This is a genomic window from Streptomyces sp. NBC_01260, assembly GCF_036226405.1.
Taxonomy (GTDB): domain Bacteria; phylum Actinomycetota; class Actinomycetes; order Streptomycetales; family Streptomycetaceae; genus Streptomyces; species Streptomyces laculatispora.
On record NZ_CP108464.1, the window covers coordinates 3,565,792 to 3,590,769 of the forward strand.

Here is a 24,978-nt window from a genome sequence, read left to right on the forward strand (position 1 = left end):
GGGACTCCGCACACCCCCGGACGGGCCCGTGGAGCCGGTGCTTAGACTTAGCCAAGCCTTACTTTGCTTCGCTTTTCGATGGGGTCCGATGCCAGCCGCCGCACCACGCCGCTCCAGACGCGCTCTGCTGACGGCGGCGGCCGTCGCGGCGCTGCTGCTCGCCGTACTGCTCAGCCTCGCCGTGGGGGCGCGCTCCATCGCCCCGTCCGCCGTCCTGGACGCCCTGCTGCACGGCGGGAACTCCGACGCCGCCGAGGTCATCCGGAACATGCGGGTGCCCCGCACCCTGATCGGGCTGATGGTCGGCGCCGCCCTCGCCCTCGCCGGCACGGTGCTCCAGGGCATCACCCGTAACCCCATCGCCGACCCGGGCATCCTCGGCATCAGCCAGGGCGCCTCGGTCGGGGTGGTGCTGGCCATCGCGTACGCGGGCATCCACACGCTCACCGGGTACGTCTGGTTCGCCTTCGCGGGGGCGGCGATCGCCTCCGTCGCGGTGTACGCCATCGCCTCCAGCGGACGCGGCGGCGCCACCCCGGTGAAACTCGCGCTCGGCGGCGCCGCGATCAACGCGCTGCTGGTGTCGGTGACCATGGCCGTACTGACGACGAAGGCGTCCGCGCTGGACGAGTTCCGGTTCTGGCAGGTCGGCTCGATCGCCGGACGCGAGGCCCAGGTCGCCCAGCAGATCTGGCCGTTCCTGCTGGTGGGGACGGTCCTCGTGCTCTCGGTCGCCCGCGGGCTCGACGCGCTGGCGCTCGGCGAGGACATGGCCAAGGGGCTCGGGCAGAAGATCGCGACGGTACGGATCGTCGGCGGCGTCGGCGCCACCGTGCTCACCGGCGTCGGTGTCGCGGCGGCCGGGCCGATCGCGTTCATCGGCCTCGCCGTCCCGCACATCGCCCGCGGAGTCGTCGGCAGCGACCACCGCTGGGTGCTCCCGATGGCCGCTCTGATCGGACCCGTGATGCTGCTCGTCTCCGATGTGATCGGCCGGATCCTCTTCCCGCCGAGCGAGATCCCGGCCGGTGTGATGACGGCGCTGATCGGGGTGCCGTTCCTGGTCACGCTGGTACGCCGGAAGGCGGTGCCCGCATGAGCGCCACCACGGCCGCGGTACGGCCCGCCGGGTACAGCGTCATACGGGTCGGGGCGCGCGGGCGGTTCCTGCTGCACCGCCGCGCCGCGGTCGCCGCCGCCGCGCTCGTCGTGCTGCTGGCCGTCGTCTGCGTCGCGTACCTGTGCGTCGGCGAGAGCTTCGTCGCGCCCGGCGAGGTCCTGAAGGTGGTCCTGGGCCGGCCCTCCGCCGACGAACTCGTCGTCGGCACGCTGCGGCTGCCGCGCATGGTCGTCGGGCTGCTCGTCGGCCTCGCCTTCGGGATCGCCGGCGCGCTGATCCAGACCGTGGCCCGCAACCCGCTCGCCAGCCCGGACATCATCGGCATCAGCCAGGGCGCGAGCGCGCTCACGGTCGGCGCGATGACGTTCGGCATCACCTCGTACACCGTCCTGCCGTACCTGTCGGTGGTCGGCGGGGTCGCGGCCGCCGCACTCGTCTACGCCTTCGCCTGGCGCGGCGGGCTCCACGCCACCCGCTTCGTCCTGATCGGCATCGGCTTCGCCATCGCGCTGCGCTCGGTCACCACCCTGTTCCTGACCAAGGGCGACTACCTCGTCGCCCAGCAGGCGCAGATCTGGATGACCGGCTCGCTCAACGGCCGCGGCTACGACGAGGCCGCGCCCATCGGCTGGACGCTGCTGGTCCTGCTGCCCGCCGTCCTGTGGGCCGCCCGCGCCCAGCGCACCGTGACCATGGACGACGACACGGCGACCGCGCTCGGGGTCCGGCTGGGCCGGGTACGGCTGGGGCTCGTCGCCCTCGGCGTGATCCTGGCGTCGGTGGCGACGGGGACGGCCGGGCCGGTCGACTTCGTCGCCCTGCTCGCCCCGCAGATCGCCCGCCGGATGACCCGGACCGCGCAGATCCCGCTGCTCTGTTCGGCGCTGCTCGGCGCGGTGATCGTCGTCTTCGCGGATCTGCTGGCCCGCAGACTCTTCTCCCCCACCGAACTGCCGGTGGGCGTCCTGACGGCGGCGGTCGGCGCCCCGTATCTGATCTGGCTGATCATCCGCGGTCACGGTGGCCGCAGGGGAGGCAACGCATGACCGAGACCCAGCAGCAGGACGCCGTGACCAGCCGGCTGACGGTGCGCGGGCTGACGCTCGCGTACGAGGACCGGACCGTCGTCCACGAGCTGGACCTGGCCGTGCCCGACGGCCGGGTGACGGTCATCGTCGGGCCGAACGCCTGCGGCAAGTCGACGACGCTGCGGGCGCTGGGCCGGCTGCTCAAGCCGCGCGGCGGCGCGGTGCTGCTGGACGGCACCGAGCTGTCGAAAATCCCCACGAAGAAGATCGCCCAGTCGATCGGGCTGCTTCCGCAGACCCCGGTGGCCCCCGAGGCGATCACCGTCTCCGACCTCGTCGCCCGCGGCCGCCAGCCCCACCAGCACTGGTGGCAGCAGTGGTCGCAGGAGGACGAGCGGGCGGTGACGGACGCCATGGAGCGCACCGACATCACCGCGCTCGGCTCCCGCTCGGTGGACGAGCTCTCCGGCGGGCAGCGCCAGCGGGTGTGGATCGCGATGGCGCTCGCCCAGGAGACCGATCTGCTGCTGCTCGACGAGCCGACCACGTACCTCGACATCGCCCACCAGGTGGAGGTCCTCGACCTGGTGCGCCGGCTCGCCGCCCCGGCGGCCGACGGCACCCGCGGCCGGACCGTGGTGACGGTGCTCCACGACCTCAACCAGGCCGCCCGGTACGCCGATCACCTGGTCGCCATGAAGGCGGGCCGGATCGTCGCCGAGGGCCGTCCCGGGGACATCGTCACCGCCGGACTCGTCCGTGAGGTCTTCGGCCTGGAGGCGGTGATCGTCCCGGACCCGGTGACGGGTTCGCCGCTCGTCGTGCCGGGGGCGCCCTGGCAGCCCGCGTACGCCTCCTGAACCCGAATCCGCACACCCCCCTACGAAAGGCAGCCCATGGCCACCTCCGTCCGCCGCCGTGGCCTCACATTCGGCGCGCTCGCCCTGACCGGCGCACTCGCACTCTCCGCCTGCGGCTCCTCCGGCTCCGGCGCCAGGAGCGACGGCTCCTCGTCGGCCGGTACGACGCACACCATGAAGACGGTGATGGGTGACGTGAAGGTTCCCGCGCACCCGAAGCGGGTCGTGGTCCTGGACACCGGTGAGCTGGACTCCGCGCTCACCCTCGGCGTGCGGCCCGTCGGCGGGACGCACTCCGCGACCGAGGACGGCTTCCCCGCCTATCTGCCGGCGGACAGGACGAAGGACATCAAGGAGGTCGGTGAGATCGCCAACCCCAGCATGGAGACCGTCGCCTCCCTGAAGCCGGACCTGATCCTCACCAGCAAGGTCCGCGACGGCGAACGCTACAAGCAGCTCAGCGCGATCGCCCCGACCGTGATGACGGAGTCCACCGGATCGGCCTGGAAGGAGAACTTCCAGGTCCACGCGGAGGCGCTCGGCAAGCAGGCCGAGGCGAAGAGGGTCATCGCCTCGTACGACGCCCATGTCGCGAAGGTGACCGCGGCGGTCGGCGGCAAGAAGAAGGCGGCGGCCACCGACGTCAACTTCGTGCGCTTCGTCGAGGGCGCGGACATCCGCATCTACGGCAAGCAGAACTACATCGGCTCGATCCTCGCCGACCTCGGCATGGGCCGCCCCGCCATCACGGACAAGGCCAAGGACGGCTTCTCCTACGACGTGTCGCCCGAGAAGATCGACCTCGCGGACGCGGACGCCGTCTTCACCTCGACGTACGGCGACCCGGACAAGGCGGGCACGACCCGGACGATGAGGAGCGGGCTGTGGAAGGGGCTGAAGGCCTCCAAGGACGGCAAGGTCTTCAAGGTCGACGACCGGCTGTGGATCGCGGGCATCGGCTACACCGCCGCGGACCGCATCCTCGACGAGTTCCAGACGAAGATGACCGGCTGACAAGGCGTCACGGACATGACCCGGCCCGGCTCGTCAGGGCCGGGCAGCCCTTGACGGCCGGGCTGTCACAGCCCGGCCGTCACGCCCGCCTTCGCGCCCGCCACACCAGGTAGAGCGCGGAGGCCACGGCCGCACCCCGCACCGCCCACGGCCAGGTCTGGCCGATCGCCGGGGCCATCTGCCCGTCCCCGATGGGCGTGCCCCACCGGCCGTCCATCCGGCCCCACAGCCAGACGAGGGCGCCCGCCGCGACCATCCCGGGCAGCCCCATCGCCACCCATTTCGCCTCCGCGCGGGACAGCTTGCGGGAGCTGTACGCGATCAGCCAGCCGCCCGCCAGGGCCAGCAGGGAGCCCATCACCGCTCCGGTCACCAGCAGTGCGGCGGCGAGCAGCAGCAGGGGGTGCGAGAAGCCGCGGGGCGCCCCGCCCCCGCCGCCCCGGGCGCGGCGCAGCCTGGGCCGCCACCGCCGTCGCGGAGCCGCCGGCTCCGCGGACTCCTCCTCGCCGTCCTCGCCCTCCTCCCACTCCTCCTCCGGCTCCCCGGACTCCTCGTCCTCGGCCGCCCCCGGCGGCCGCAGCACCGCCGGGATCTCCACCCCGCCGCGGAAACCCGCCACCGCGGTTCCCTCGCCGAACTCGCCGAACGGGCCCGGTTCGACGCGCCACCAGTCCGTCTCGCTCCCGGACGGACCCAGTTCGTCCGTGCCGGCGCGGTGCGGCGCGGCCGGCCCGCCCCCGGCCGGCACCCCGGGGGACGCCCCGGACGCCTGCGCCGGCAACTCCGACGCGCCCTTGCCCGAACTGTCTTTCCGGCCGTCCCCGCGGCTGTCCTTGCGGCTGTCCTTGCGGAGCTTCGGCCTGCGTGGCCGGGGGACGCCGGGCGCCTTCGCGGGACCCGGCTCCGGCTCCGGCGCCTGCGGCAGCGGCACCGATCCGTCGGCCGACGAGGCCGCCGCCGCGACCAGTTCGTCGGGGGTACCGAGCTTCCCTATGATGCGGCGCACCGCCGCAGGCGTGTCCGCGGCCTGCTTCACGCGCTGCCGGTCGATCTCGCCCCGCAGCGCCGACACGAGCCTCATCCGGGTGCCCGAGGACAGCTGTTGCTGCTGTGCCATGTCCCCGACCCGGCTCAGGTAGTCGTAGACCAGCTGATCGCTCTCGATCCCCACGCGATGGTTCCCCTCTACCGCCCTGCGACGACGGTAGCGCCCTCGGGCCCGTCCGGAGCGACTACCGTGGGACGGATGGGGATGACCACACCACCGCGGACGCTGGCCGAGGCTCTGCGCGCCCGGGACGACGAGTCGTTGGCCGGGCTGCTGCGTGCCCGGCCCGACCTGCTCAGCCCCGTGCCGGGCGACATCACCCAGCTCGCGACGCGGGCCGGCACCCGTGCCTCCGTCGTCCGCGCCCTGGAACACCTCGACCGGTTCGCCCTGCAGACCGCCGAAGCACTCGCGGTCGCGCCCGATCCCGCTCCGTACGACACCCTGCTCGGCCTGCTCACCGGCGACGGCCGGGACGACGGCGAGCATCACGGTGACGCGGGCGCCGCCATCGTGGACGCGCTGCCCGGGGCCCTCACCACCCTGCGCGAACAGGCCCTCGTCTGGGGGGAGGACGAACGGCTGCACCTGGTGCGCACCGCCCGCGAACTCCTCGCGCCGTCACCGCAGCACCCCTCCCCCACCGGCCTCGGCCCGACCGTCGCGGAGGCCACCGCAGGCATGTCGCCGGGCCGGCTCCAGGAGATCCTCACCGCGGCCGGGCTGCCCGCCACCTACGACCCGGTCTCCGCGGTGACCGCCCTGGCCGGGCTCTTCACCGACCGGGCCCGGATGGGCGAACTCCTGGACACCGCCCCCGTGGAGGCGCTGTCGGTGCTGGACCGGCTGGTCTGGGGCCCGCCGTACGGCGAGGTGACCCCGAATCCCACCCCGCCCGTGAAGTGGCTGCGCGACCGCGGACTGCTGCTGCCCGTGTCGACCCGGACCGTCGTGCTGCCGCGCGAGGCCGCGCTGCACCTGCGGGCCGGGCGCGCCCACCGGGTGCCCGAGCCGCAGCCGCCCGCCGTGGCCTCCGTGGCGGAACGCGATCCACAGGCTGTGGACAGTGCGGCGGCCGGCCAGGCGTTCCTGTCGGTGTCCACCGTCGAGGAGCTCCTGAAGAGCTGGAACGGCGGCGGCCCCGCCATACTGCGGGCAGGCGGCCTCAGCGTCCGCGAACTGAAGAAGACCGCCGCGGTGCTGGACGTGTCGGAGCCCGTCGCCGCGTTCTGGATCGAACTCGCCCACGCCGCCGGGCTGCTGGCCTCCGACGGCGAGGCCGACGAGCGGTACGCGCCGACCCCCGCGTACGACGACTGGACCGAACTCCCCGCCCAGGACCGCTGGGTGCGCCTCGCCACCGCCTGGCTCGCCGCCACCCGCACCCCGGGGCTGGTGGGCGGCCAGGACGCCAAGGGCCGCGCGCTGTCCACCCTCGGCCCCGACCTGGACCGCTCCGCCGCCCCCGAGGTCCGCCACCGCGTGCTGGCCCTGCTCACCGCGCTGCCCCCGGGCACCGCCCCGGACCCGGAGACCCTGCTCGCCCGGCTCCGCTGGGAGCGCCCGCTGCGCGGCGCCTCCGCCTCCGCCGGGGACACCACCGACCTGCGGTCCCGGATCGCCCTGTGGACGCTGAACGAGTCCGAGCTCCTCGGCATCACCGGCCGCGGCGCGCTGGCCTCGCAGTCCCGCGCCCTGCTGTCCACCGGCCCCGCCGAGGCCGCCGCCCGGCTCGCCCCGCTCATCCCGGAGCCCCTGGACCACGTGCTGCTCCAGGCCGACCTGACCGCGGTCGCGCCGGGCCCGCTGGAACGCCCGCTCGCGGACATGCTCGCCACTGTCGCGGACATCGAGTCGAAGGGTGGCGCGACGGTCTACCGGTTCACGCCCGGTTCCGTGCGACGCGCCCTGGACGCCGGGCAGTCCGCCGCCGACCTGCACGCCTTCCTCGCCACGCACAGCCGCACGCCGGTGCCGCAGCCGCTGAGCTACCTCATCGACGACGTCGCCCGCCGCCACGGCCATCTGCGGATCGGCGCCGCGTCCGCGTATGTGCGCTGTGACGACGAGGCCGTCCTCAACGAGATCCTCGCCGACAAGCGCTCGGCCACCCTGCGGCTGCGCCGGCTCGCCCCCACCGCCCTGGCCGCGCAGATCGACCCGGCCTCGCTCCTGGACGGCCTGCGCGAACTCGGCTACGCGCCCGCCGCGGAATCCGCCGACGGCGACGTCCTGATCACCCGCGCGGGCGCCCGCCGCACCCCGCCCCGCTCGGCCCCCGTCCCCGTCCCCGAGGGCCCGCCGCTCCCCGACCCCACCCTGCTGGGCGCGGCGGTCCGGGCCATCCGGGCCGGTGACACGGCCGCCACGGTCGTCCACAAGGACACCGGCCCCTCGGCCCCCGGGGACGCGCTGCCCCGTACGACGTCGGCCGAGACCCTGGTCACCGTCCAGGCCGCGGCGATGACCGGCTCCGCGATCTGGATCGGCTACGTGAACGCGGAGGGCGCCGCCAGCCAGCGCGTGATCGCCCCGGTCCGCGTCGAGGGCGGCTATGTGACGGCGTACGACCACACGGCCGACGAGGTCCGCACGTACCCCCTGCACCGCATCACGGGCGTGGCGGAACTGGCCGACGACCAGCAGACCTGACGGCCCGGGGTTCGGGTCCGGGTCCGGGTTCCGGGGCGCGGGGTTCCGTCCGGTGCCTCTCCGGGGCGTCTCCTCGGTGCGGCCGGTCAGGGCAGGATCTCGACGTACCCGTCGGTTCCGTGCACGCGGATCCGCTGCCCGTCCCGGATCAGCCGGGTGGCCCGCTCCACGCCCACGACGGCCGGCAAGCCGTACTCCCGGGCGATCACCGCGCCATGGGTCATCAGGCCGCCCACCTCCGTCACCAGGCCCGCGATTCCGACGAACAGCGGCGACCAGCTGGGGTCCGTGAAGGTCGTGACCAGGATGTCGCCCGCTTCGAGGTCGGCCTCCGCCATGTCAAGGATGACGCGGGCCCGCCCCTCGACGGTCCCGGCGGAGACCGGCAGGCCGGCGAGGGCGCCGGCCGGCACGTCGTCGCGCCGGTACGCCCCGGTGACGGCCTCACCGTCCGATGTGAGCACCCGGGGCGGTGTCAGCGCCTGGTACGACCGGAACGCGTCCTTGCGCTGCTGGATGAGCCGGTCATCCACCTGGTGCGAGCGCACCACGTCGCGCAGTTCCTGGAACGTGAGGGAGAAGATGTCCTCCTTCTCGGCGAGCACATGAGCCTGCACGAGGCGCTCGGCCTCCTCCATCAGGGCCCGCTTGTAGACGAAGTAGCGGCTGACGATGCCGTACTTCGGGTACTCCCGGTACCCGGCGAAGGCCCTGACCCGGTCGATCATCCGCTTGGCCTCGTCGGCCTTCCGGTCCCCGTCCGGCAGGGCCCGCAAGCGGGACAGCACCTCCTGTTCCTTCTTCCGCGCCTTCTGCCGCCCTTCCTCGAAGCGCCGCTCGGCGGCGCCCGGTTCGAAGATCCTGACGTTGTCGAGGATCACGGGCACGAGCGTGCTGGGGCGCTCGCTCCACCGTGGCCTGGTGATGTCGATCTCGCCGACGCAGCGCATGCCGTACCGGTCGAGGTAGGCCTCCATGGCGTCGCGCGCTTCGGCCCCGCCCGCGAGCTTCGCCAGCCCGTCCAGGAAGCCGTCGTCCTCGACGCCCTCGAGGAACGCCACCACTTCCGGGTGCGGGCGCACCACGTCGGCGACGCCGAGCAGCGCCAGTCCCATCTCCGACGTGATGTTGCCGGGCGCGGACAGCGTGAGCGTGTCAGCCGCGTTCTTCTCGCCCAGCCACTCCCGCAGCTTGTCGTTGAGCCACCACGTGGCCTCCATGCCCGCCATGATCGCCTGGATGTTCAGCGGATCGCCGAGGACTCGCCTGTGCTCCTCGAAGGCCTCCAGCAGGAAGTCGAACAGCGCCGGTCCGGACTTCGTCCGGATGTCGCGTTCCAGGGCGGCGACGGACACCTGGCTGCGCTCGATCAGCTCGGCGACGATGACCGGATCGGGCTCGGCCGGGGCGGACCGGACGACGGGCGGCGGCCCGCCGGGACCCGCGTCCGGGAGTGACGGGACGAAGCCGTCGCGGTCCAGGACGGTCTCCAGAGCGTCCCTGACCAGCGGATCACCCCTCCCCATGATGTCCAGGAGGGCGGCGCGGCTCGCGGGCGAGGCCAGGCGCCCGGTGACGTCGACGAACAGCCTCCCGCCGGCCTCGTGCATCGGCACCATGGCCGTCAGCTGCCACATGGAGAACCCCAGGGGCTTCATGGGGTCGGTCATCATCTGCTGATGACCGACGGAGACGTAGACGTGATTGTCCCGGTCGTCGGTCTCGGGGATGGGGAACAGGGTCGTGATCGGCCGGCTCTGAACGATCTGGAAGTCATCGTCGGCCAGGCACCATTCGATGTCCTGCGGGCGGCCGAAGCGCGCTTCGATCCGCCGCCCGAGCTCCACGAGACGCACGACCTGCCCATCCGTCAGCGACGGCTGCTCCTGCCGCCCCGCGTCGATCGCCACGTCCCGCGTACCGCCGGCCGGCAGGGCGTGAACGGCACGGTGTTTGGCGGCGATCGCCCTGGCGACGATCTCGCCGTCCCGCACCGTGAAGACATCCGGGTTCACCAGGCCGGAGACCAGGGCCTCGCCGAGGCCGAAGCCGGCGTCCACGGTGGCGACCTTCCGGTTGCCCGTGACGGGGTCGGCCGTGAAGAGGATGCCGGACGCGTGCGGGAGGACCATCTGCTGGACGACCACGGCCATGTGGACCGTGCGGTGGTCGATGCCGTGTTGCCGGCGGTAGTTCACGGCCCGCTCGGTGAACAGCGAGGCCCAGCACCGGCTGATGTGCTGGAGGACCGCCGTCGGCCCCACGATGTTCAGGTACGTGTCCTGCTGGCCGGCGAAGGAGGCCGTCGGCAGGTCCTCCGCCGTCGCGCTGGACCGGACCGCGCAGGCGGCCTGCCCGCCGAGCCGGCCGAGCGCGCCGGTGATCGCCGCCGCGAGATCGTCCGGGACGGCGATCCCTTCGATGGTCCGGCGGATCCGCGCGCTGAGCGTGCGGATTCCCTCCCGGTCGTCCGGGTTCAGGCACGACAGCTGATCGAGCTGATCGGCCATCGACGGCGCCCCGGCCATGACCCGCCGGAAGGCGTCCGTCGTCACGCAGAAGCCGTCCGGCACGCGGATGCCCTCGATCCGCGACAGCCCGCCCAGGTGCGCGCCCTTGCCACCGACGACCGCGACCTGTGTCTCGTCGATCTCCTGAAGGTCCAGCACATACTGCGCGGTCATCGCGATTCCTCCGGTTCTGCCGCCACTGGTCCGAGGTCACCGCGTCCCCCGTACGTCGACACCAGCAGATGCACGTCGTGCCCTCATTTCCGCAGGTTGTGGCCTCGGCCGACGATTCTGCGCCGTGACCAGGGTCTTGTGGCAAGCCCCCCGGTGCGCTATATCTTGATAGTGGCAAGGAGAGAGCTCTCCTTGCCTTTCCCTTTTTCCGCCGCGCGGTTTTTCCGCCGCCCGATGGAACCGGCCGGCTTCTCGCGAAGCGGTGGGTGAATCGACGTGGTTCGGCAACGGTGTCGGGGCGCGGGCCCCGTACCGGGTGGTGCGACTTCCGCCGGCTCAGATGTCGAGGAAGCGGACGTCCTTGGCATTGCGCTGGATGAAGGAGCGCCGTGCCTCGACGTCCTCGCCCATCAGCACCGAGAACAGGTCGTCGGCCTGCGCCGCGTCGTCCAGGGTGACCTGGCCCAGCACACGGTGGTCCACGTCCATCGTGGTGATGCGCAGCTCCTCGGCGTTCATCTCGCCGAGGCCCTTGAAGCGCTGGATCGAGTCGTCCTTGATCCGCTTGCCGTTCTGCTTGCCGAGGGCGACCAAGGCGTCGCGCTCACGGTCCGAGTACGCGTACTCGAAGTCGTCCCGGCCCCATTTGATCTTGAACAGCGGCGGGCGCGAGAGGTACACGTGACCGGCCTCGACCAGCGGGCGCATGAAGCGGAACAGGAAGGTCAGCAGCAGGGTGTTGATGTGCTGGCCGTCGACGTCGGCGTCCGCCATCAGAATGATCTTGTGATAGCGGAGCTTCTCGATGTCGAAGTCCTCGTGCACCCCGGTACCGAACGCCGAAATCAGCGCCTGGACCTCGGTGTTCTGGAGGATCTTGTCGATCCGCGCCTTCTCGACGTTCAGGATCTTGCCCCGGATCGGCAGGATGGCCTGGTACATCGGGTTACGGCCGGACTTCGCCGAACCACCGGCCGAGTCACCCTCGACGATGAAGATCTCGCACTTCGCCGGGTCGTTGGACTGACAGTCCGACAGCTTGCCCGGCAGCGAAGCCGATTCCAGCAGACCCTTGCGGCGCGTCAGGTCACGGGCCTTGCGGGCGGCGACGCGCGCCGTGGCCGCCTGGATCGACTTGCGGATGATGTCGGCGGCCTCGTTCGGGTTCCGGTCGAACCAGTCGTTGAGGTGCTCGTGCACGACCTTCTGCACGAAGGTCTTCGCCTCCGTGTTGCCCAGCTTGGTCTTCGTCTGACCCTCGAACTGCGGCTCACCCAGCTTCACCGAGATGATCGCCGTCAGACCCTCGCGGATGTCCTCACCCGCCAGGTTGTCGTCCTTCTCGCGCAGGAACCTCTTCTCCCGCGCGTACCGGTTGACCAGCCCCGTCATCGCCGCGCGGAAGCCCTCCTCGTGGGTACCGCCCTCGTGCGTGTGGATCGTGTTCGCGAAGGAGTACACGCTGTCGGAGAACTGGGTGTTCCACTGCATCGCGACTTCCACCGACAGCAGGCGCGCGGTGTCCTGCGCCTCCAGCGAGATGATCGACGGGTGGACGGGTTCGCCCTTGCGCACGTTCAGGTACTTCACGAAGTCGACGATGCCGCCCTCGTAGAAGTACTCCACCGTCCGCGCCGCCGGCTCGGACCCGTCGGCGTCCGGGTCGTCGGCGCCCACCGCGGCCTTCGCGGATTCACGCTCGTCGGTCAGCGTCAGGGTCAGGCCCTTGTTGAGGAAGGCCATCTCCTGGAAGCGGCGCGACAGCGTCTCGAAGGAGTACTGGGTGGTCTCGAAGATGTCGCCGTCGGCCCAGAACGTCAGCGAGGTGCCGGTCTCGGAGGTCTCCTCGTGCTGCTGGAGCGCGGCGGTCGGCACGCCCTTCTCGTACTCCTGGCTCCAGCGGTGCCCGCCGTAGCGCACCTCCGCCTCCACCCGTGTCGACAGGGCGTTGACCACGGACATGCCCACGCCGTGCAGACCGCCGGAGACGGCGTAGCCGCCGCCGCCGAACTTGCCGCCCGCGTGCAGCACCGTCAGTACGACCTCCAGGGCCGGCTTGCCCTCGGACGGCACGATGTCCACCGGGATGCCACGCCCGTTGTCGACGACCCTGATCCCGCAGTCGGCCAGGATCGTCACGTCGATGCGGTCCGCGTGCCCCGCGAGGGCCTCGTCGACCGAGTTGTCGACGATCTCGTGGACCAGGTGGTGCAGACCGCGCTCGCCGGTCGAGCCGATGTACATACCAGGCCGCTTGCGGACCGCCTCCAGACCCTCCAGGACCTGGATCTGACTGCCGGTGTAGGACGTGTCCCCCACGTCGCCCGTGGTGGGCACGGGTGCGGTGGCGTCGGCCGAAAGGTCTGAGGGAATACCGGGATCGGTCACAGGGGCGCTCTCTTTTCTGGCACGGCAGACCGCGCTCCCACCCAGTGGGGCGGGAGCGGCATGACGTCGGACGGAGGGTCGGTGCAGGGGCCCCGCCGACCGGCCGAGCCCCGTTCCCCAAGGTTCACCATAGAACCGGGAGTTAGGTTTAGCACACCCGACGCGAGTATGACAGATAGGGTTGCAAACCCCTTGAACGCCACCGTGACCGCCGTACATCCATCCAGTTGATCCCCCCTATGCGTGAAGCATCACATCCCCTTAGATCGCCACTCACGGATTCTCTCGCCCGGTGTCGCGGTCCGCTGAAAAAAGGGACCCGGGCACGGGCTGGAATTGGTCCGCAGCGTCCCTCGAAGCCGCCTCCGGAGACATGAGGCACCCACCTCCAGGTCATCCATCCGCCGCCCCGGGTGGAGGCGCCCACAGCGCGTTGCCGCCGATTCGCGGGCGGCGGTGTGAAGGGCGTCGAGCACCTCGCGGTGGCGGTGGGAAGGCGCGATCAACTCGGGCGGCGCGCTGCGACGGCGATCCGGCCGACGGGCCCGGTACGACGCCTCGCACCCGGCCCGTCGGCGCTCCGGCGAGGTAGACTCGTGTGTTTCGCGTGAACGTCGTACGTAGGTGGCAGCGCGCATCCCGGTGCACTGGCCGAGACGTTCTCGGAGCGTCGGGCACGGGCAGAGCCCGAGCCATGGCGAGTGTGCTGTCCCTCACGGGACGATCCCACTTCCGGAGGTATATGTGTCCTGCCTGATCGTCCAGAGCGACAAGACGCTGCTCCTCGAAGTCGACCACGAGCAGGCCGACGCCTGCCGCCGCGTGATCGCGCCCTTCGCGGAACTGGAGCGCGCCCCCGAGCACATCCACACCTACCGGCTGACCCCGCTCGGGCTGTGGAACGCCCGGGCCGCGGGACACGACGCCGAGCAGGTCGTCGACGCCCTCGTGAAGTACTCGCGCTACCCCGTACCGCACGCGCTGCTCGTCGACATCGCCGAGACGATGGGCCGCTACGGCCGCCTCACGCTCTCCAAGCACCCGGTCCACGGACTGGTGCTGACCTCCACCGACCGGCCCGTCCTGGAGGAGATCCTCCGGTCGAAGAAGGTCCAGCCGCTGGTCGGCGCCCGGATCGACCCCGACACGGTGGCCGTGCACCCCTCCGAGCGCGGGCAGGTCAAGCAGACGCTGCTGAAGCTGGGCTGGCCCGCCGAGGACCTCGCCGGTTACGTGGACGGCGAGGCGCACCCGATCGAGCTGGACGAGAGCGGCTGGGCGCTGCGGCCCTACCAGCAGCAGGCCGTCGAGGGCTTCTGGCACGGCGGCTCGGGAGTCGTCGTGCTGCCCTGCGGCGCGGGCAAGACGCTGGTCGGCGCGGGCGCCATGGCGCAGGCCAAGGCAACCACCCTGATCCTGGTCACCAACACCGTCTCCGCCCGGCAGTGGAAGCACGAGCTGGTGAAGCGGACCTCGCTGACCGAGGAGGAGATCGGCGAGTACAGCGGTACCCGCAAGGAGATCCGGCCGGTCACCATCGCCACCTACCAGGTGCTCACGACCCGCCGCAAGGGCGTCTACGCACACCTGGAGCTGTTCGACTCCCGCGACTGGGGTCTGGTGATCTACGACGAGGTGCATCTGCTGCCCGCGCCCGTCTTCAAGTTCACCGCCGACCTCCAGGCCCGCCGCCGGCTCGGCCTGACGGCGACGCTGGTGCGGGAGGACGGCCGCGAGTCGGACGTCTTCTCGCTGATCGGACCCAAACGGTTCGACGCCCCGTGGAAGGAGATCGAGGCGCAGGGCTACATCGCGCCCGCCGACTGTGTCGAGGTACGGGTCAATCTGACGGACAGCGAGCGGCTCGCGTACGCGACCGCCGAGGCCGAGGAGAAGTACCGGTACTGCGCCACGACCGCGACGAAGCGGAAGGTCACCGAGGCGCTGGTGCGCAAGCACAAGGGCGAGCAGACGCTGGTCATCGGGCAGTACATCGACCAGCTCGACGAGCTGGGTGAGCATCTGGACGCCCCGGTGATCAAGGGCGAGACGAGCAACGCCCAGCGGGAGAAGCTCTTCGACGCCTTCCGGCAGGGCGAGCTGAGCGTGCTGGTCGTGTCGAAGGTGGCGAACTTCTCCATCGACCTGCCGGAGGCCACCGTCGCGATCCAGGTGTCCGGCACGTTCGGTTCACGCCAGGAGGAGGCCCAGCGGCTCGGCCGGGTGCTGCGGCCGAAGGCGGACGGGCACGAGGCGCGGTTCTACTCGGTGGTCGCCCGCGACACGATCGACCAGGACTTCGCGGCCCACCGCCAGCGGTTCCTGGCCGAGCAGGGGTACGCGTACCGGATCGTGGACGCCGACGAGCTGCTGACGGACAACTGACCGTCCGGGGGCGGGGGTGCGCCGGCTCAGTGAGTGCGGCGGCGGACGCCCGCCTCCTGCGCGTACTCACCGAGGACGACGACGCCGAACGCGGCCCGTACGAAGATCTTGGCAGCGCGCAGGGCGTCACCGGCGCGGTGGCTGTAGTGGTGGCCGGTGGCCGCGGTCGCGCCGTGCGCGGGGCCGGTCTTTCGCGGGTTCAGGAAGACGGTGCTCATGTATTCCATGGTGCTCCGCCCGGCCGGTGAAGGCGTCGGCCCGCAGGCGGAAGGGGACGGGGCCGCGTCTACCCCTGTGGTCTCATGCCGTCCCCTACGGGGTGGACCCCCGCGGTCGTACGCAGATATTCGTTCGCGCCCGGCCCGGCCCGTCGATACAATCGCCGGTCTGCCCGCCTCCCGCACCGTGGTACCGGCAGCCCGGAAGGGCTCGCGCCGGCAGCCGGGGGAGCGCCGCCGACCGGACGGAAACCGGCCGACAGCCGTACGCACTGCCTGGTGCGTACCAGTGATCGATCCCCGAGCGGACCGCATCGCCCCCGGTCACCGGCCGGGGACGAGGGCCTTTCGTCAGGCCCCTCGCGTGCGGTCCGCCGTCCTGCGTTGAATGCCGGAGGCAACACCGTGCCCGCGCACGTACACGAAAGCGACACCACCACCGACCCCCTCGCCCATGAGCGCGCCCACCTCGCCGCCTCGCGCGCCGCGCTGCGCGCCATGCGTGAGGACGCCCAGGCCCTCGACATCCGCGATGTCACGGCGAACTGGGTGAACGCCGCAGTGCTGCAGGCCCAGCTCACCGACCGCATCAAATCGCTCGCCGACCTCAGCCACACCCCGCTCTTCTTCGGACGGCTGGACTACCTCCACGTGGTCGGTGCGGAGAAGGCCGAGGGCGCGGAGGGCGAGCAGTTCTACATCGGGCGCCGCCACGTCCACGACGCCGGCGGCGACCCGATGGTGATCGACTGGCGGGCGCCGGTCTCCCAGCCGTTCTACCGGGCGTCCCGCAACGACCCGCTCGACGTCGGCCAGCGGCGCCGCTTCGGCTACACCGGCGGCGAGCTGACCGCGTACGAGGACGAACACCTCACCGACCCTTCCCCAAGCTCCGAAGGAGCAGGGGAGATCCCACTGGCGGCGCAGACCAGCAAGCTGCTCCAGGCGGAGATCGAGCGGCCGCGTGTCGGCCCCATGCGCGACATCGTCGCGACGATCCAGCCGGAGCAGGACGAGATCGTCCGCAGCGAGCTGGGCGGCTCGGTCTGTGTGCAGGGCGGGCCCGGCACCGGGAAGACCGCCGTCGGCCTGCACCGGGTCGCGTATCTGCTGTACGCGCACCGGGAGCGGCTGGCCCGCACCGGGACGCTGGTCATCGGGCCGAACCAGTCCTTCCTGCACTACATCGAGCAGGTGCTGCCGGCCCTCGGTGAGCTGGAGGTGAAGCAGGCGACCGTCGACGACCTGGTGACGTCGCACGTCGAGGTCCGGGGCACGGACGAGGCGCGGGCCGCCGTCGTGAAGGGCGATGCCCGGATGGCCGAGGTGCTGCGGCGGGCGATCCGTTCGCACGTGAAGCCGCCGACGGAGCCGGTGATGGTGGTGCGCGGTTCCCGGCGCTGGCGGGTGCCCGCGTACGAGATCGAGGAGATGGTCAACGAGCTGCTGGCCCGGGACATGCGGTACGGGGCGGCGCACGAGGCCCTTCCGCAGCGCATCGCGCACGCCGTGCTGGTGCGGATGGAGGAGGCGGGCGAGGCGCCCGACGACCGGGTGCAGAACGCGGTGGCCCGCAACCCCGCGGTGAAGGCGGCGGTGAAGGCGGTCTGGCCTGCGGTCGAGCCGTCGAAGCTGGTGCTGCGGCTGCTGTCCGACCCGGAGTTCCTGGCCGCACAGGCGGACGGGCTGCTGACCGAGGACGAGCAGAAGCTGATCCTGTGGACCAAGCCGGTCCGCAGTGTGAGGTCCGCGAAGTGGTCGGCGGCGGACGCGGTGCTGATCGACGAGGCGATGGACCTGGTGGCGCGCACGCACTCGCTGGGCCATGTCGTGATCGACGAGGCGCAGGACCTCTCCCCCATGCAGTACCGGGCGGTGGGCCGGCGCTGCTCGACCGGTTCGGCCACTGTCCTGGGCGATCTGGCCCAGGGCACGACGCCGTGGTCGACGCAGAGCTGGGCCCAGGCGCTGCACCATCTGGGCAAGTCGGACGCGGTGGTGGAGGAGCTGACGGCGGGCTTCCGCGTGCCGCGCGAGGTGATCGCGTACGCGTCCCGGCTGCTGCCGGTGATCTCGCCCGGCCTGGCGGCGGTCGAGTCGGTGCGTGAGTCGCCCGGCTCGCTGTCGGTACGGGGGGTGGAGGCCACGACCACCGACGCGCTGGACGCGGCGGTGGTCGCGGCCTGCGAGGAGTCGCTGAAGCAGGAGGGTTCGACCGGCCTGATCGCCGCCGACGCCCGCATCCCGGCGCTGGCGGCCGCCCTGACGGCGGCGGGCCGCAGCTACCTCTCCCCCGGCCAGGAGACGACCGCCGAGTCCCGGCTGACCCTGGTCCCGGCGTCACTGGCGAAGGGCCTTGAGTACGACTACGTGGTGCTGGACGAACCGGCGGCGGTGGTCGACGGCGAACCGGACGAACGAACGGGCCTGCGCCGCCTGTACGTGGCCCTGACCCGAGCGGTATCGGGCCTGATCGTGGTCCACGCGACCCCCCTGCCGCACCAACTCCAATCAACCGAGTAGCCACCCAAGCCCCTCCGGCCGACCATTCAAGCCCCTCCGGGCGGCCGTTCAAGCCCCCTCGGCCGGCCGTTCAAGCCCCTCCGGGCGGCCGTTCAAGCCCCTCCGGCGATTGAGGAGCGGGGGTCCGGGGGCGGAGCCCCCGGGTTCACGAACCCCCGGGCCCCGCCCCTCACCCCGACACCCAGGCACCCGGAAACCCAGGCACCGCAACCCGGGGGCTCCGCCCCCCTACGCGTCGAGCACCGCCCGCCACTCCCGTACCGCCGCCGCGTCCACCGGCCCCGACCAGCCGCCGGGCCGCGCCGCGCCACCGATGTGGACGGCGTCGATCCCCGCGTCCAGCAGTTCCGGCAGATGGTCGAGCCGCAGCCCGCCACCGACCAGGATCTGCGGCTCGTACCCCGGCTCCCCCTTGCGCGCCGCCTCGACCAGCAGCGTGGGGATGCCGTCGTCCACCCCGGCGGCCGACCCCGCGGTGAGATACGTGTCCAGGCCCGGGAGATCCGCGAGCGCCTTGCGCAGGGCGTCCCGGTCGGCGGCACGGTCGATCGCGCGGTGGAACGTCCAGTGGCAGCCGTCCAGCTCGGCGATGATCCGCTCGACGGCCACGAGATCCGGGCGGCCGTCCGCGTCCAGGAAGCCGAACACGAATTCGTCCGCGCCCTCCGCCCGCAGCTCGTGCGCCTTGCGTACGAGTACATCGATGTCACCGGCCGCGAAGCCGTCCGCCACTCTGAGCATCACCCGCAGGGGGATGTCCACCGCGGCGCGGATTGCCGCGAAGGTCGCACAGGACGGGGTGAGGCCGTCCGCCGCCATGTCGGTGACCAGCTCAAGCCGGTCCGCACCACCCGCCTGGGCAGCGACCGCGTCCTCCGCGTCGAGAGCGATCACCTCCAGGACTGCACGGTTGCTCATGGGAACCCAATCCTCCAGGAAGCAGCTATAGGTCTAGTCCAATGGCCAGCCTACGGGCCGGACGGCCGAGGACACAGCCTCACCGCGCACGTGAAGATACGCCAGGTCAGAGGCACGCCAGGCAACCAGACGGCCGGAATTCGCGCGTCCACGGCGGACCACCCTTGCGGATTCATAGGGGTAGGGGGTATACCTGAATCAGCACCACATACCCCCCGGGGGTATGAATGATCCCCTACCGAGGAGGCCCCGTGTCCGCGCAGACCGCAGCCACCACCGGCACCACTGACATCAGTGGCACCACCGGTACCGGCGCCGCAGAGGTCGAGCTCGCCATCGGCGGCATGACCTGCGCCTCGTGCGCGGCCCGTATCGAGAAGAAGCTCAACCGGATGGACGGGGTCGAGGCCACCGTCAACTACGCCACCGAGAAGGCCCGGGTCAGCTACCGGGGCGAGGACGTCTCCGTACAGGACCTGATCACCACCGTCGAGAAGACCGGCTACAGCGCGCACGAGCCCGCTCCCCCGGTACGTACCGCTGACGCACCCGCCGAGGCGGCGAAGGCGGAGGCGGACGAGCTCCGCCCGCTGCGGCAGCGGCTGATCACCGCGGTCCTGCTCGCGGTGCCGGTGATCGCGATGGCGATGATCCCGGCGCTCCAGTTCGACAACTGGCAGTGGCTCTCGCTGACCCTCGCGGCGCCCGTCGTCACGTATGCCGCCTGGCCCTTCCACCGCGCCGCGTGGACCAACGCCCGGCACGGCGCGGCCACCATGGACACGCTGATCTCGGTCGGCACCTCGGCCGCGTTCCTGTGGTCGGTGTGGGCGCTCTTCTTCGGCACCGCCGGAATGACCGGCATGACGCACCCCTTCGAGCTGACCATCGGCCGCAGCGACGGCGCCGGGAACATCTACCTCGAAGCCGCCGCCGGAGTCACCGCGTTCATCCTGGCCGGGCGCTACTTCGAGGCCCGCTCCAAGCGGAAGGCGGGTGCGGCGCTGAAGGCCCTGCTCGAACTGGGCGCCAAGGAGGTCACCGTCCTGCGCGACGGCCGTGAGGTGACCGTGGACACGGCGGACCTCCAGGTCGGGGACCGCTTCCTGGTCCGGCCCGGCGAGAAGATCGCCACCGACGGCACCGTCGTCGAGGGCAACTCGGCGGTGGACGCCTCCATGCTCACCGGTGAGTCGGTCCCCGTCGAGGTCGGCGTCGGCGACCCGGTGACCGGTGCCACGCTCAACGCGGGCGGCCGGCTCGTCGTCGAGGCGACCCGGATCGGCGCCGACACCCAGCTGGCCCGGATGGCCAAGCTGGTCGAGGACGCGCAGAACGGCAAGGCGGCGGCCCAGCGCCTCGCCGACCGGATCTCGGCGGTGTTCGTCCCCGTGGTGATCGCGCTCGCGCTCGGCACGCTCGGCTTCTGGCTCGGCAACGGCTCGGGACTGACGGCCGCGTTCACCGCCGCCGTCGCCGTACTGATCATCGCCTGCCCCTGCGCCCTCGGCCTCGCCACACCCACCGCCCTCATGGTCGGCACCGGACGCGGCGCCCAGCTCGGCATCCTGATCAAGGGCCCCGAGGTCCTGGAGACCACCCGCCGCGTCGACACGATCGTGCTGGACAAGACCGGCACCGTCACCACCGGCAAGATGACCCTCCAGACCGTCCACACCGCCCCCAACGCCACCGAGACCGACGTACTGCGCCTCGCCGGCGCCCTGGAACACGCCTCCGAACACCCCATCGCCCAGGCCGTCGCCACCGGAGCCGGCGAACGCATCAACGCCTCCCTCCCCACCCCCGAGGACTTCGCCAACGTCCCGGGCCTCGGCGTCCAGGGCGTCGTCGAGGGCCATGCCGTTCTCGTGGGCCGCGAGCAGTTGCTGGCCGAGTGGGAGATCCGCCTCCCCGCGGAGCTGGCGCGCCGGAAGGCGGAGGCCGAGGCGGCGGGCCGCACGGCGATCGCGGTCGCCTGGGACGGCGAGGCGCGTGCGGTCCTGGAGGTGGCCGACGCGGTGAAGGACACCAGCGCCGAGGCGATCAAGAGGCTCCGCGCGCTCGGTCTGACACCGATCCTGCTGACCGGCGACAACCGGGCGGTGGCGGAATCGGTCGCGGCCGAGGTCGGCATCGACGAGGTGTACGCGGAGGTCATGCCGGAGGACAAGGTCGACGTCGTCAAGCGCCTCCAGGCGCAGGGGCGTTCGGTCGCGATGGTCGGTGACGGTGTGAACGACGCCGCCGCCCTCGCCCAGGCCGATCTGGGCCTCGCGATGGGCACCGGCACGGACGCGGCGATCGAGGCGGGTGACCTGACCCTGGTCCGGGGGGACCTGCGGGCCGCCGCCGACGCGATCCGGCTGTCGCGGAAGACCCTCGGCACCATCCGGACGAACCTGTTCTGGGCCTTCGCCTACAACGTGGCCGCCCTCCCGCTGGCCGCGGCGGGCCTGCTGAACCCGATGATCGCGGGTGCGGCGATGGCGTTCTCGTCGGTGTTCGTGGTCGGCAACTCACTGCGGCTGCGGGGGTTCAGGGCCGGGGTGTGACCGACTGCGCGTCCCCGCCCGCGGGCGGCCCCTCGCTCAACGGGGCTGTTGCCAGGCCCCGTTGTCAGTGGCCTGACCTAGGGTTTCGGCATGACCAGCTGGATGCACGACTCGTTTCCCGGCCACGAGGTGAACCTCGTCCTCTCCCGCGGACTGTCCCTCGACGCACTGACCGAAGGCCTTCGCGGGCTGCGCCGCGAGCCGCTCGCCCACGGCGAGGCGGGCGAGTGGGCCTGGGCGGTGCACGACATGCTCGACGACGGGACCGAGGACTACGAGGGTGTCGACTACCGGCGTCTGTGCCCGGAGGGCACGGAGCTCGTGGTGTTCGTCACCGAGCCGTGCAGCGCGAAGGCGCACGGGCCCCATTTCCACTACCTGCGCAGCGGCGTCACGACCTTGTTCTTCAGCTTCGAGGACATCGGTCAGCGGGTGGGCGACAACCCCGACTACTTGTCGGCCGAGCTCCTCGCCGCCGGACTCATAGGCCCCGGGGCATGGTGCGAGAAGGCTGACACGGACGACGACCACGAGTGCTTCGACCACCACTACGACGACGAGGACCGGCTCGTGAAGGCGATAGCGGACTGCTTCGCCCTGCCGTCGCCCCCGCTCGCCCTTGAGGTGACGGCCAAGTGACCGCGATCCCCCCGGACACGTTCGTCACCTACGCCAGGGGTTTGGACCTGCCGGCCCTCACCGCCGTCTTCACCGAGGCGATGTGTCCCGTCCGCACGTCGGGCGCATCGGACGGCTGGGCCTGGGTGACACACGACGCGACCGCCCTGAGCGGGCAGGCGGTCGTGGACCTGGCACGCGATATCACCGGATTCCGCTACGCGGAGCGGTTCGGCGGACCCGGCCGCGTGGAGACGGTGTTCCTGGCCTCCACTCCCGCGTGCACATGCCCGCACGGGCGGAACTACATGGTTCCGCACTGCCCCGAGCACCCGTTCAACTTCGTCCACAGCCGGGGCGGGTTCGAGGAGGGGTACTTCAACGTCGGGCGGCGCCGCGAGTCGTGTCGCCACGGCGACCTGCTGATACGGGAGTTGCTGGACGCCGGGATCGTCGGCCGGGAGACCCCGGCATACGACGCCGATCCGTCGTTCAACGCCGACGGCGCCGTGACGATGCGGATCATCGCCGACCACTTCGGGCTGCCCCGCCACGGCCTGAGCAGCGCCCCGGCGGATCACCTCCCGGTCAGCACGAACCGCACCGCCGTCCCCGGCGTCACCCGTGCCGCCGCCGCCAGCGCGGATTGCGGGACGACGCCCACCACCGGGTAGCCGCCCGTCGTCGGATGATCGTTCAGGAACACCACCGGGCGGCCGTCCGGAGGGACCTGGACCGCGCCCAGCACCATCCCCTCGCTGGGCAGTTCGCCCTGCCGGGCCCGGACCAGCGCGGGGCCCTCGGTGCGCAGGCCGATGCGGTTGCTCTGCGGCGAGACGCGGTACGCCGCCGTGGTGAGCGTGCGCAGCGCGGCGGACGTGAACCAGGTGTGGCGGGGGCCGAAGAGCACCGGAAGCACCAGTTCGGCGGGCACCCCCGGCCACGGCACCGCCGCGGCGGGCGGGGCGCCGGGCGGCGGGGGCGGGCCCAGCGGCAGCACGTCGCCGTCGCTCAGGGGCGCCGGGCCCAGCCCGGAGAGCAGGTCGGCGGACCGGCTGCCGAGCACCGGCTCCGGTTCCAGGCCGCCCGCGAACGCCAGGTATCCGCGCAGCCCGTACGCCGCGGGGCCGGCGTCCAGCACCGCGCCCGCCGGTACGTCGACCGCGGCTCCCCATGCCACCGGCCGCCCGTCCACCGTCACCCGGCAGGGCGCACCGCCGACGACCACCCGCACGGCACGACTCGGGCGGACCGCGCAGCCGGTGGCGGTCGTCTCCAGCAGCGCGGCGGTGACGGGGTTGCCGGCCAGCCGGTTGGCGAGCCGGGCGGACGGTGCGTCCAGGGCGCCGGCCCGCCCCACCCCCAGGTGCGCGTGGCCGAAGCGCCCCTCGTCCTGCACGGTGGTCAGGGCCCCGGCGCGGACGACCTCGATCACCGCGCTCACGCTTCCGCCCCCGAACCCGCGTCCGCGTCCGTGTCCGCCTCGACGAAGCGGACGCGCGCGCCGGGCGCCAGCAGCGCGGGCGGTTCGCGGTCCGGGTTCCACAGGGCGGCCGGGTCCGGCATCCGGCCGATCAGCTGCCAGCCGCCGGGGGACGGGCGCGGGTACACGCCGGTGTAGGGGCCCGCCAACGCCACCGCACCGGCCGGGACCCGGGTCCGTGGAGTCGCCCGGCGCGGCAGGTGGAGGTGGTCCGGCAGGCCCGTCAGGTAGCCGAATCCCGGGGCGAACCCGCAGAAGGCGACCCGGAATTCGGTCCCGGTGTGGATGGCCGCCACCTCGGCGGCCGCGACGCCCCACGCCTCGGCGACGTCGGCCAGGTCCGGGCCGTCGTACACGACCGGGATCTCCACCGCCTGCCCGGTGTCGCGCCGCAGCGGCGGTACCCGCCAGGACGCCAGCTCACGGGCGAGCCCGGCCGGGTCCCGCGCGATGCCGTCCAGCAGAACCGTCCGCGCACCGGGCACGACCTCGCGCACACCGGGCAGTTCACCGGCCGCGCGGCGCCGCAGCACCTCCGCGTGGAAGGCTTCCGTCTCCTCCCCGGAGCCCAGCTCGACGAGCAGCGCGTCCGCTCCCGCGGTCAGCACGACCGGCCCCGGCCCGCGTCCCTCGCCGTCCGGCGGCGGCGCACTCATGCGAAGGCCCGCACCACGACGCCCGCCTCTTCCAGCGCGGCCCGTACCCGCCGGGCGATGTCCGCCGCTCCGGGGGTGTCGCCGTGGACGCACAGGGACCGCGCCGCGACCGCGATCCGTGTGCCGCCGGCCGCGGTCACGCTCCGGTCCACCGCGAGACCGACGCTGCGACGCACCACCTCGTCCGCGTCGTGCACGACCGCGTCCGGCTCGGCGCGCGGCACGAGTGTCCCCTGCGGGGTGTACGCGCGGTCGGCGAAGGCCTCCTCGACCGCGGGCAGCCCCGCCTCGGCGGCCCGTACGAGCAGCCGGGAGCCGGGCAGCCCGAGGACGGCGAGCCCCCCGCCCGCCAGCCGGACGCCCTCGATCACCGCCGCCGCCTGCTCGTCGTCGCGGACCGCGCGGTTGTAGAGGGCGCCATGCGGTTTGACGTACGAGACGGTGGCACCGGCCGCCTCGGCGAACACCCGCAACGCACCGATCTGGTACGCCACTTCGGCGGTCAGCTCGCCGGCCGGCACATCCATGGAGCGGCGCCCGAAGCCCGCCAGGTCGCGGTACGAGACCTGCGCGCCGATCCGCACGCCCCGGGCGGCCGCGGTGTCGCAGACCCGCCGCATCACCGAGGGGTCCCCCGCGTGGAAGCCGCATGCCACGTTGGCGCTGGTCACGCACGCGAGGAGCGCCTCGTCGTCGGTGAGCGACCAGCGCCCGAACCCCTCGCCGAGATCGGCGTTGAGATCCATGGGAGCCGCCGCGGCCGGCTCGTCCCCCCGGTCCGCAGGATTCATCGGATTCGTCACGAAGCGCACGTTAGCGCCTTCGCGG

General features: G+C 72.3%; 18 protein-coding genes. 10 read left to right on the top strand and 8 right to left on the bottom strand.

The window, feature by feature from the left end:
• Positions 1–88: 88 nt before the first annotated feature.
• From OG322_RS15670 to OG322_RS15685, 4 genes are read left to right on the top strand one after another with little or no spacing between them, the layout of a single operon-like run.
• Positions 89–1,099: a FecCD family ABC transporter permease gene (locus tag OG322_RS15670; protein ID WP_123460811.1), complete on the top strand. Its 1,011-nt coding sequence runs from the start codon at positions 89–91 to the stop codon at positions 1,097–1,099.
• A complete protein-coding gene (locus OG322_RS15675) occupies positions 1,096–2,166 on the top strand; it encodes a FecCD family ABC transporter permease (protein ID WP_123460810.1) in 1,071 nt (356 codons plus the stop codon). Before OG322_RS15670 ends, OG322_RS15675 begins: the two co-directional genes overlap by 4 nt.
• The gene (locus tag OG322_RS15680) at positions 2,163–3,008 is read left to right on the top strand and encodes an ABC transporter ATP-binding protein (RefSeq protein WP_329306560.1); all 846 of its coding nucleotides are present in this window, start codon (positions 2,163–2,165) and stop codon (positions 3,006–3,008) included. Before OG322_RS15675 ends, OG322_RS15680 begins: the two co-directional genes overlap by 4 nt.
• Before the next feature lie 36 nt (positions 3,009–3,044).
• The gene (locus tag OG322_RS15685) at positions 3,045–4,022 is read left to right on the top strand and encodes an ABC transporter substrate-binding protein (protein ID WP_329306561.1); all 978 of its coding nucleotides are present in this window, start codon (positions 3,045–3,047) and stop codon (positions 4,020–4,022) included.
• A 79-nt stretch (positions 4,023–4,101) separates the two neighbouring features.
• Here the strand turns inward: OG322_RS15685 and OG322_RS15690 are convergent, their stop codons facing one another.
• On the bottom strand, positions 4,102–5,193 hold the full coding sequence (locus OG322_RS15690; RefSeq protein ID WP_266411323.1) for a hypothetical protein: 1,092 nt from the start codon (positions 5,191–5,193) through the stop codon (positions 4,102–4,104).
• A 75-nt stretch (positions 5,194–5,268) separates the two neighbouring features.
• Between OG322_RS15690 and OG322_RS15695 the strand changes: the two genes are divergently transcribed.
• Positions 5,269–7,722 (top strand): helicase C-terminal domain-containing protein, encoded by a 2,454-nt coding sequence (locus OG322_RS15695; protein WP_124284685.1) that lies wholly within the window; start codon positions 5,269–5,271, stop codon positions 7,720–7,722.
• Between the two features lie 86 nt (positions 7,723–7,808).
• Here OG322_RS15695 and rph read toward each other — a convergent pair whose 3' ends face one another.
• The gene (gene rph / locus OG322_RS15700; protein WP_329306562.1) at positions 7,809–10,406 is read right to left on the bottom strand and encodes a rifamycin-inactivating phosphotransferase; all 2,598 of its coding nucleotides are present in this window, start codon (positions 10,404–10,406) and stop codon (positions 7,809–7,811) included.
• A 336-nt stretch (positions 10,407–10,742) separates the two neighbouring features.
• Positions 10,743–12,794, bottom strand: a complete 2,052-nt coding sequence (gene gyrB, locus OG322_RS15705; protein WP_123460804.1) for a DNA topoisomerase (ATP-hydrolyzing) subunit B — start codon at positions 12,792–12,794, stop codon at positions 10,743–10,745.
• Between the two features lie 744 nt (positions 12,795–13,538).
• Between gyrB and OG322_RS15710 the strand changes: the two genes are divergently transcribed.
• Positions 13,539–15,179, top strand: coding sequence for a DNA repair helicase XPB (locus OG322_RS15710; RefSeq protein ID WP_123460803.1), 1,641 nt, complete (start codon positions 13,539–13,541; stop codon positions 15,177–15,179).
• 26 nt (positions 15,180–15,205) lie between these two features.
• Here OG322_RS15710 and OG322_RS15715 read toward each other — a convergent pair whose 3' ends face one another.
• Entirely contained in the window at positions 15,206–15,397 is a 192-nt protein-coding gene (locus tag OG322_RS15715; protein WP_123462267.1) for a hypothetical protein, read from the bottom strand.
• Positions 15,398–15,802: 405 nt separating this feature from the next.
• On the opposite strand from OG322_RS15715, the gene OG322_RS15720 reads away from it, so the two are divergent.
• On the top strand, positions 15,803–17,920 hold the full coding sequence (locus OG322_RS15720) for a HelD family protein (RefSeq protein ID WP_123460802.1): 2,118 nt from the start codon (positions 15,803–15,805) through the stop codon (positions 17,918–17,920).
• A 228-nt stretch (positions 17,921–18,148) separates the two neighbouring features.
• On the opposite strand, the gene OG322_RS15725 is transcribed toward OG322_RS15720, so the two are convergent.
• A complete protein-coding gene (locus OG322_RS15725; protein WP_123460801.1) occupies positions 18,149–18,838 on the bottom strand; it encodes a copper homeostasis protein CutC in 690 nt (229 codons plus the stop codon).
• 251 nt (positions 18,839–19,089) lie between these two features.
• On the opposite strand from OG322_RS15725, the gene OG322_RS15730 reads away from it, so the two are divergent.
• The 3 genes from OG322_RS15730 to OG322_RS15740 all read left to right on the top strand — a co-directional run bounded on the left by OG322_RS15730 (position 19,090) and on the right by OG322_RS15740 (position 22,685).
• Positions 19,090–21,393, top strand: a complete 2,304-nt coding sequence (locus OG322_RS15730; protein ID WP_398911083.1) for a heavy metal translocating P-type ATPase — start codon at positions 19,090–19,092, stop codon at positions 21,391–21,393.
• 90 nt (positions 21,394–21,483) lie between these two features.
• The gene (locus tag OG322_RS15735) at positions 21,484–22,032 is read left to right on the top strand and encodes a hypothetical protein (RefSeq protein WP_206432349.1); all 549 of its coding nucleotides are present in this window, start codon (positions 21,484–21,486) and stop codon (positions 22,030–22,032) included.
• Complete coding sequence (locus OG322_RS15740) at positions 22,029–22,685, top strand: hypothetical protein (RefSeq protein ID WP_329306563.1); 657 nt, start codon at positions 22,029–22,031, stop codon at positions 22,683–22,685. Before OG322_RS15735 ends, OG322_RS15740 begins: the two co-directional genes overlap by 4 nt.
• On the opposite strand, the gene OG322_RS15745 is transcribed toward OG322_RS15740, so the two are convergent.
• The 3 genes from OG322_RS15745 to OG322_RS15755 are packed head-to-tail and all read right to left on the bottom strand — an operon-like array spanning position 22,589 to position 24,896.
• A complete protein-coding gene (locus OG322_RS15745) occupies positions 22,589–23,455 on the bottom strand; it encodes a biotin-dependent carboxyltransferase family protein (RefSeq protein WP_123460798.1) in 867 nt (288 codons plus the stop codon). The two genes, OG322_RS15740 and OG322_RS15745, sit on opposite strands and share 97 nt — an antisense overlap.
• Positions 23,452–24,150, bottom strand: a complete 699-nt coding sequence (locus tag OG322_RS15750) for a 5-oxoprolinase subunit B family protein (RefSeq protein WP_123460797.1) — start codon at positions 24,148–24,150, stop codon at positions 23,452–23,454. The genes OG322_RS15745 and OG322_RS15750 overlap by 4 nt, the downstream gene beginning before the upstream one ends.
• Positions 24,147–24,896, bottom strand: coding sequence for a LamB/YcsF family protein (locus tag OG322_RS15755; RefSeq protein ID WP_123462263.1), 750 nt, complete (start codon positions 24,894–24,896; stop codon positions 24,147–24,149). Before OG322_RS15755 ends, OG322_RS15750 begins: the two co-directional genes overlap by 4 nt.
• Between the last annotated feature and the right edge of the window lie 82 nt (positions 24,897–24,978).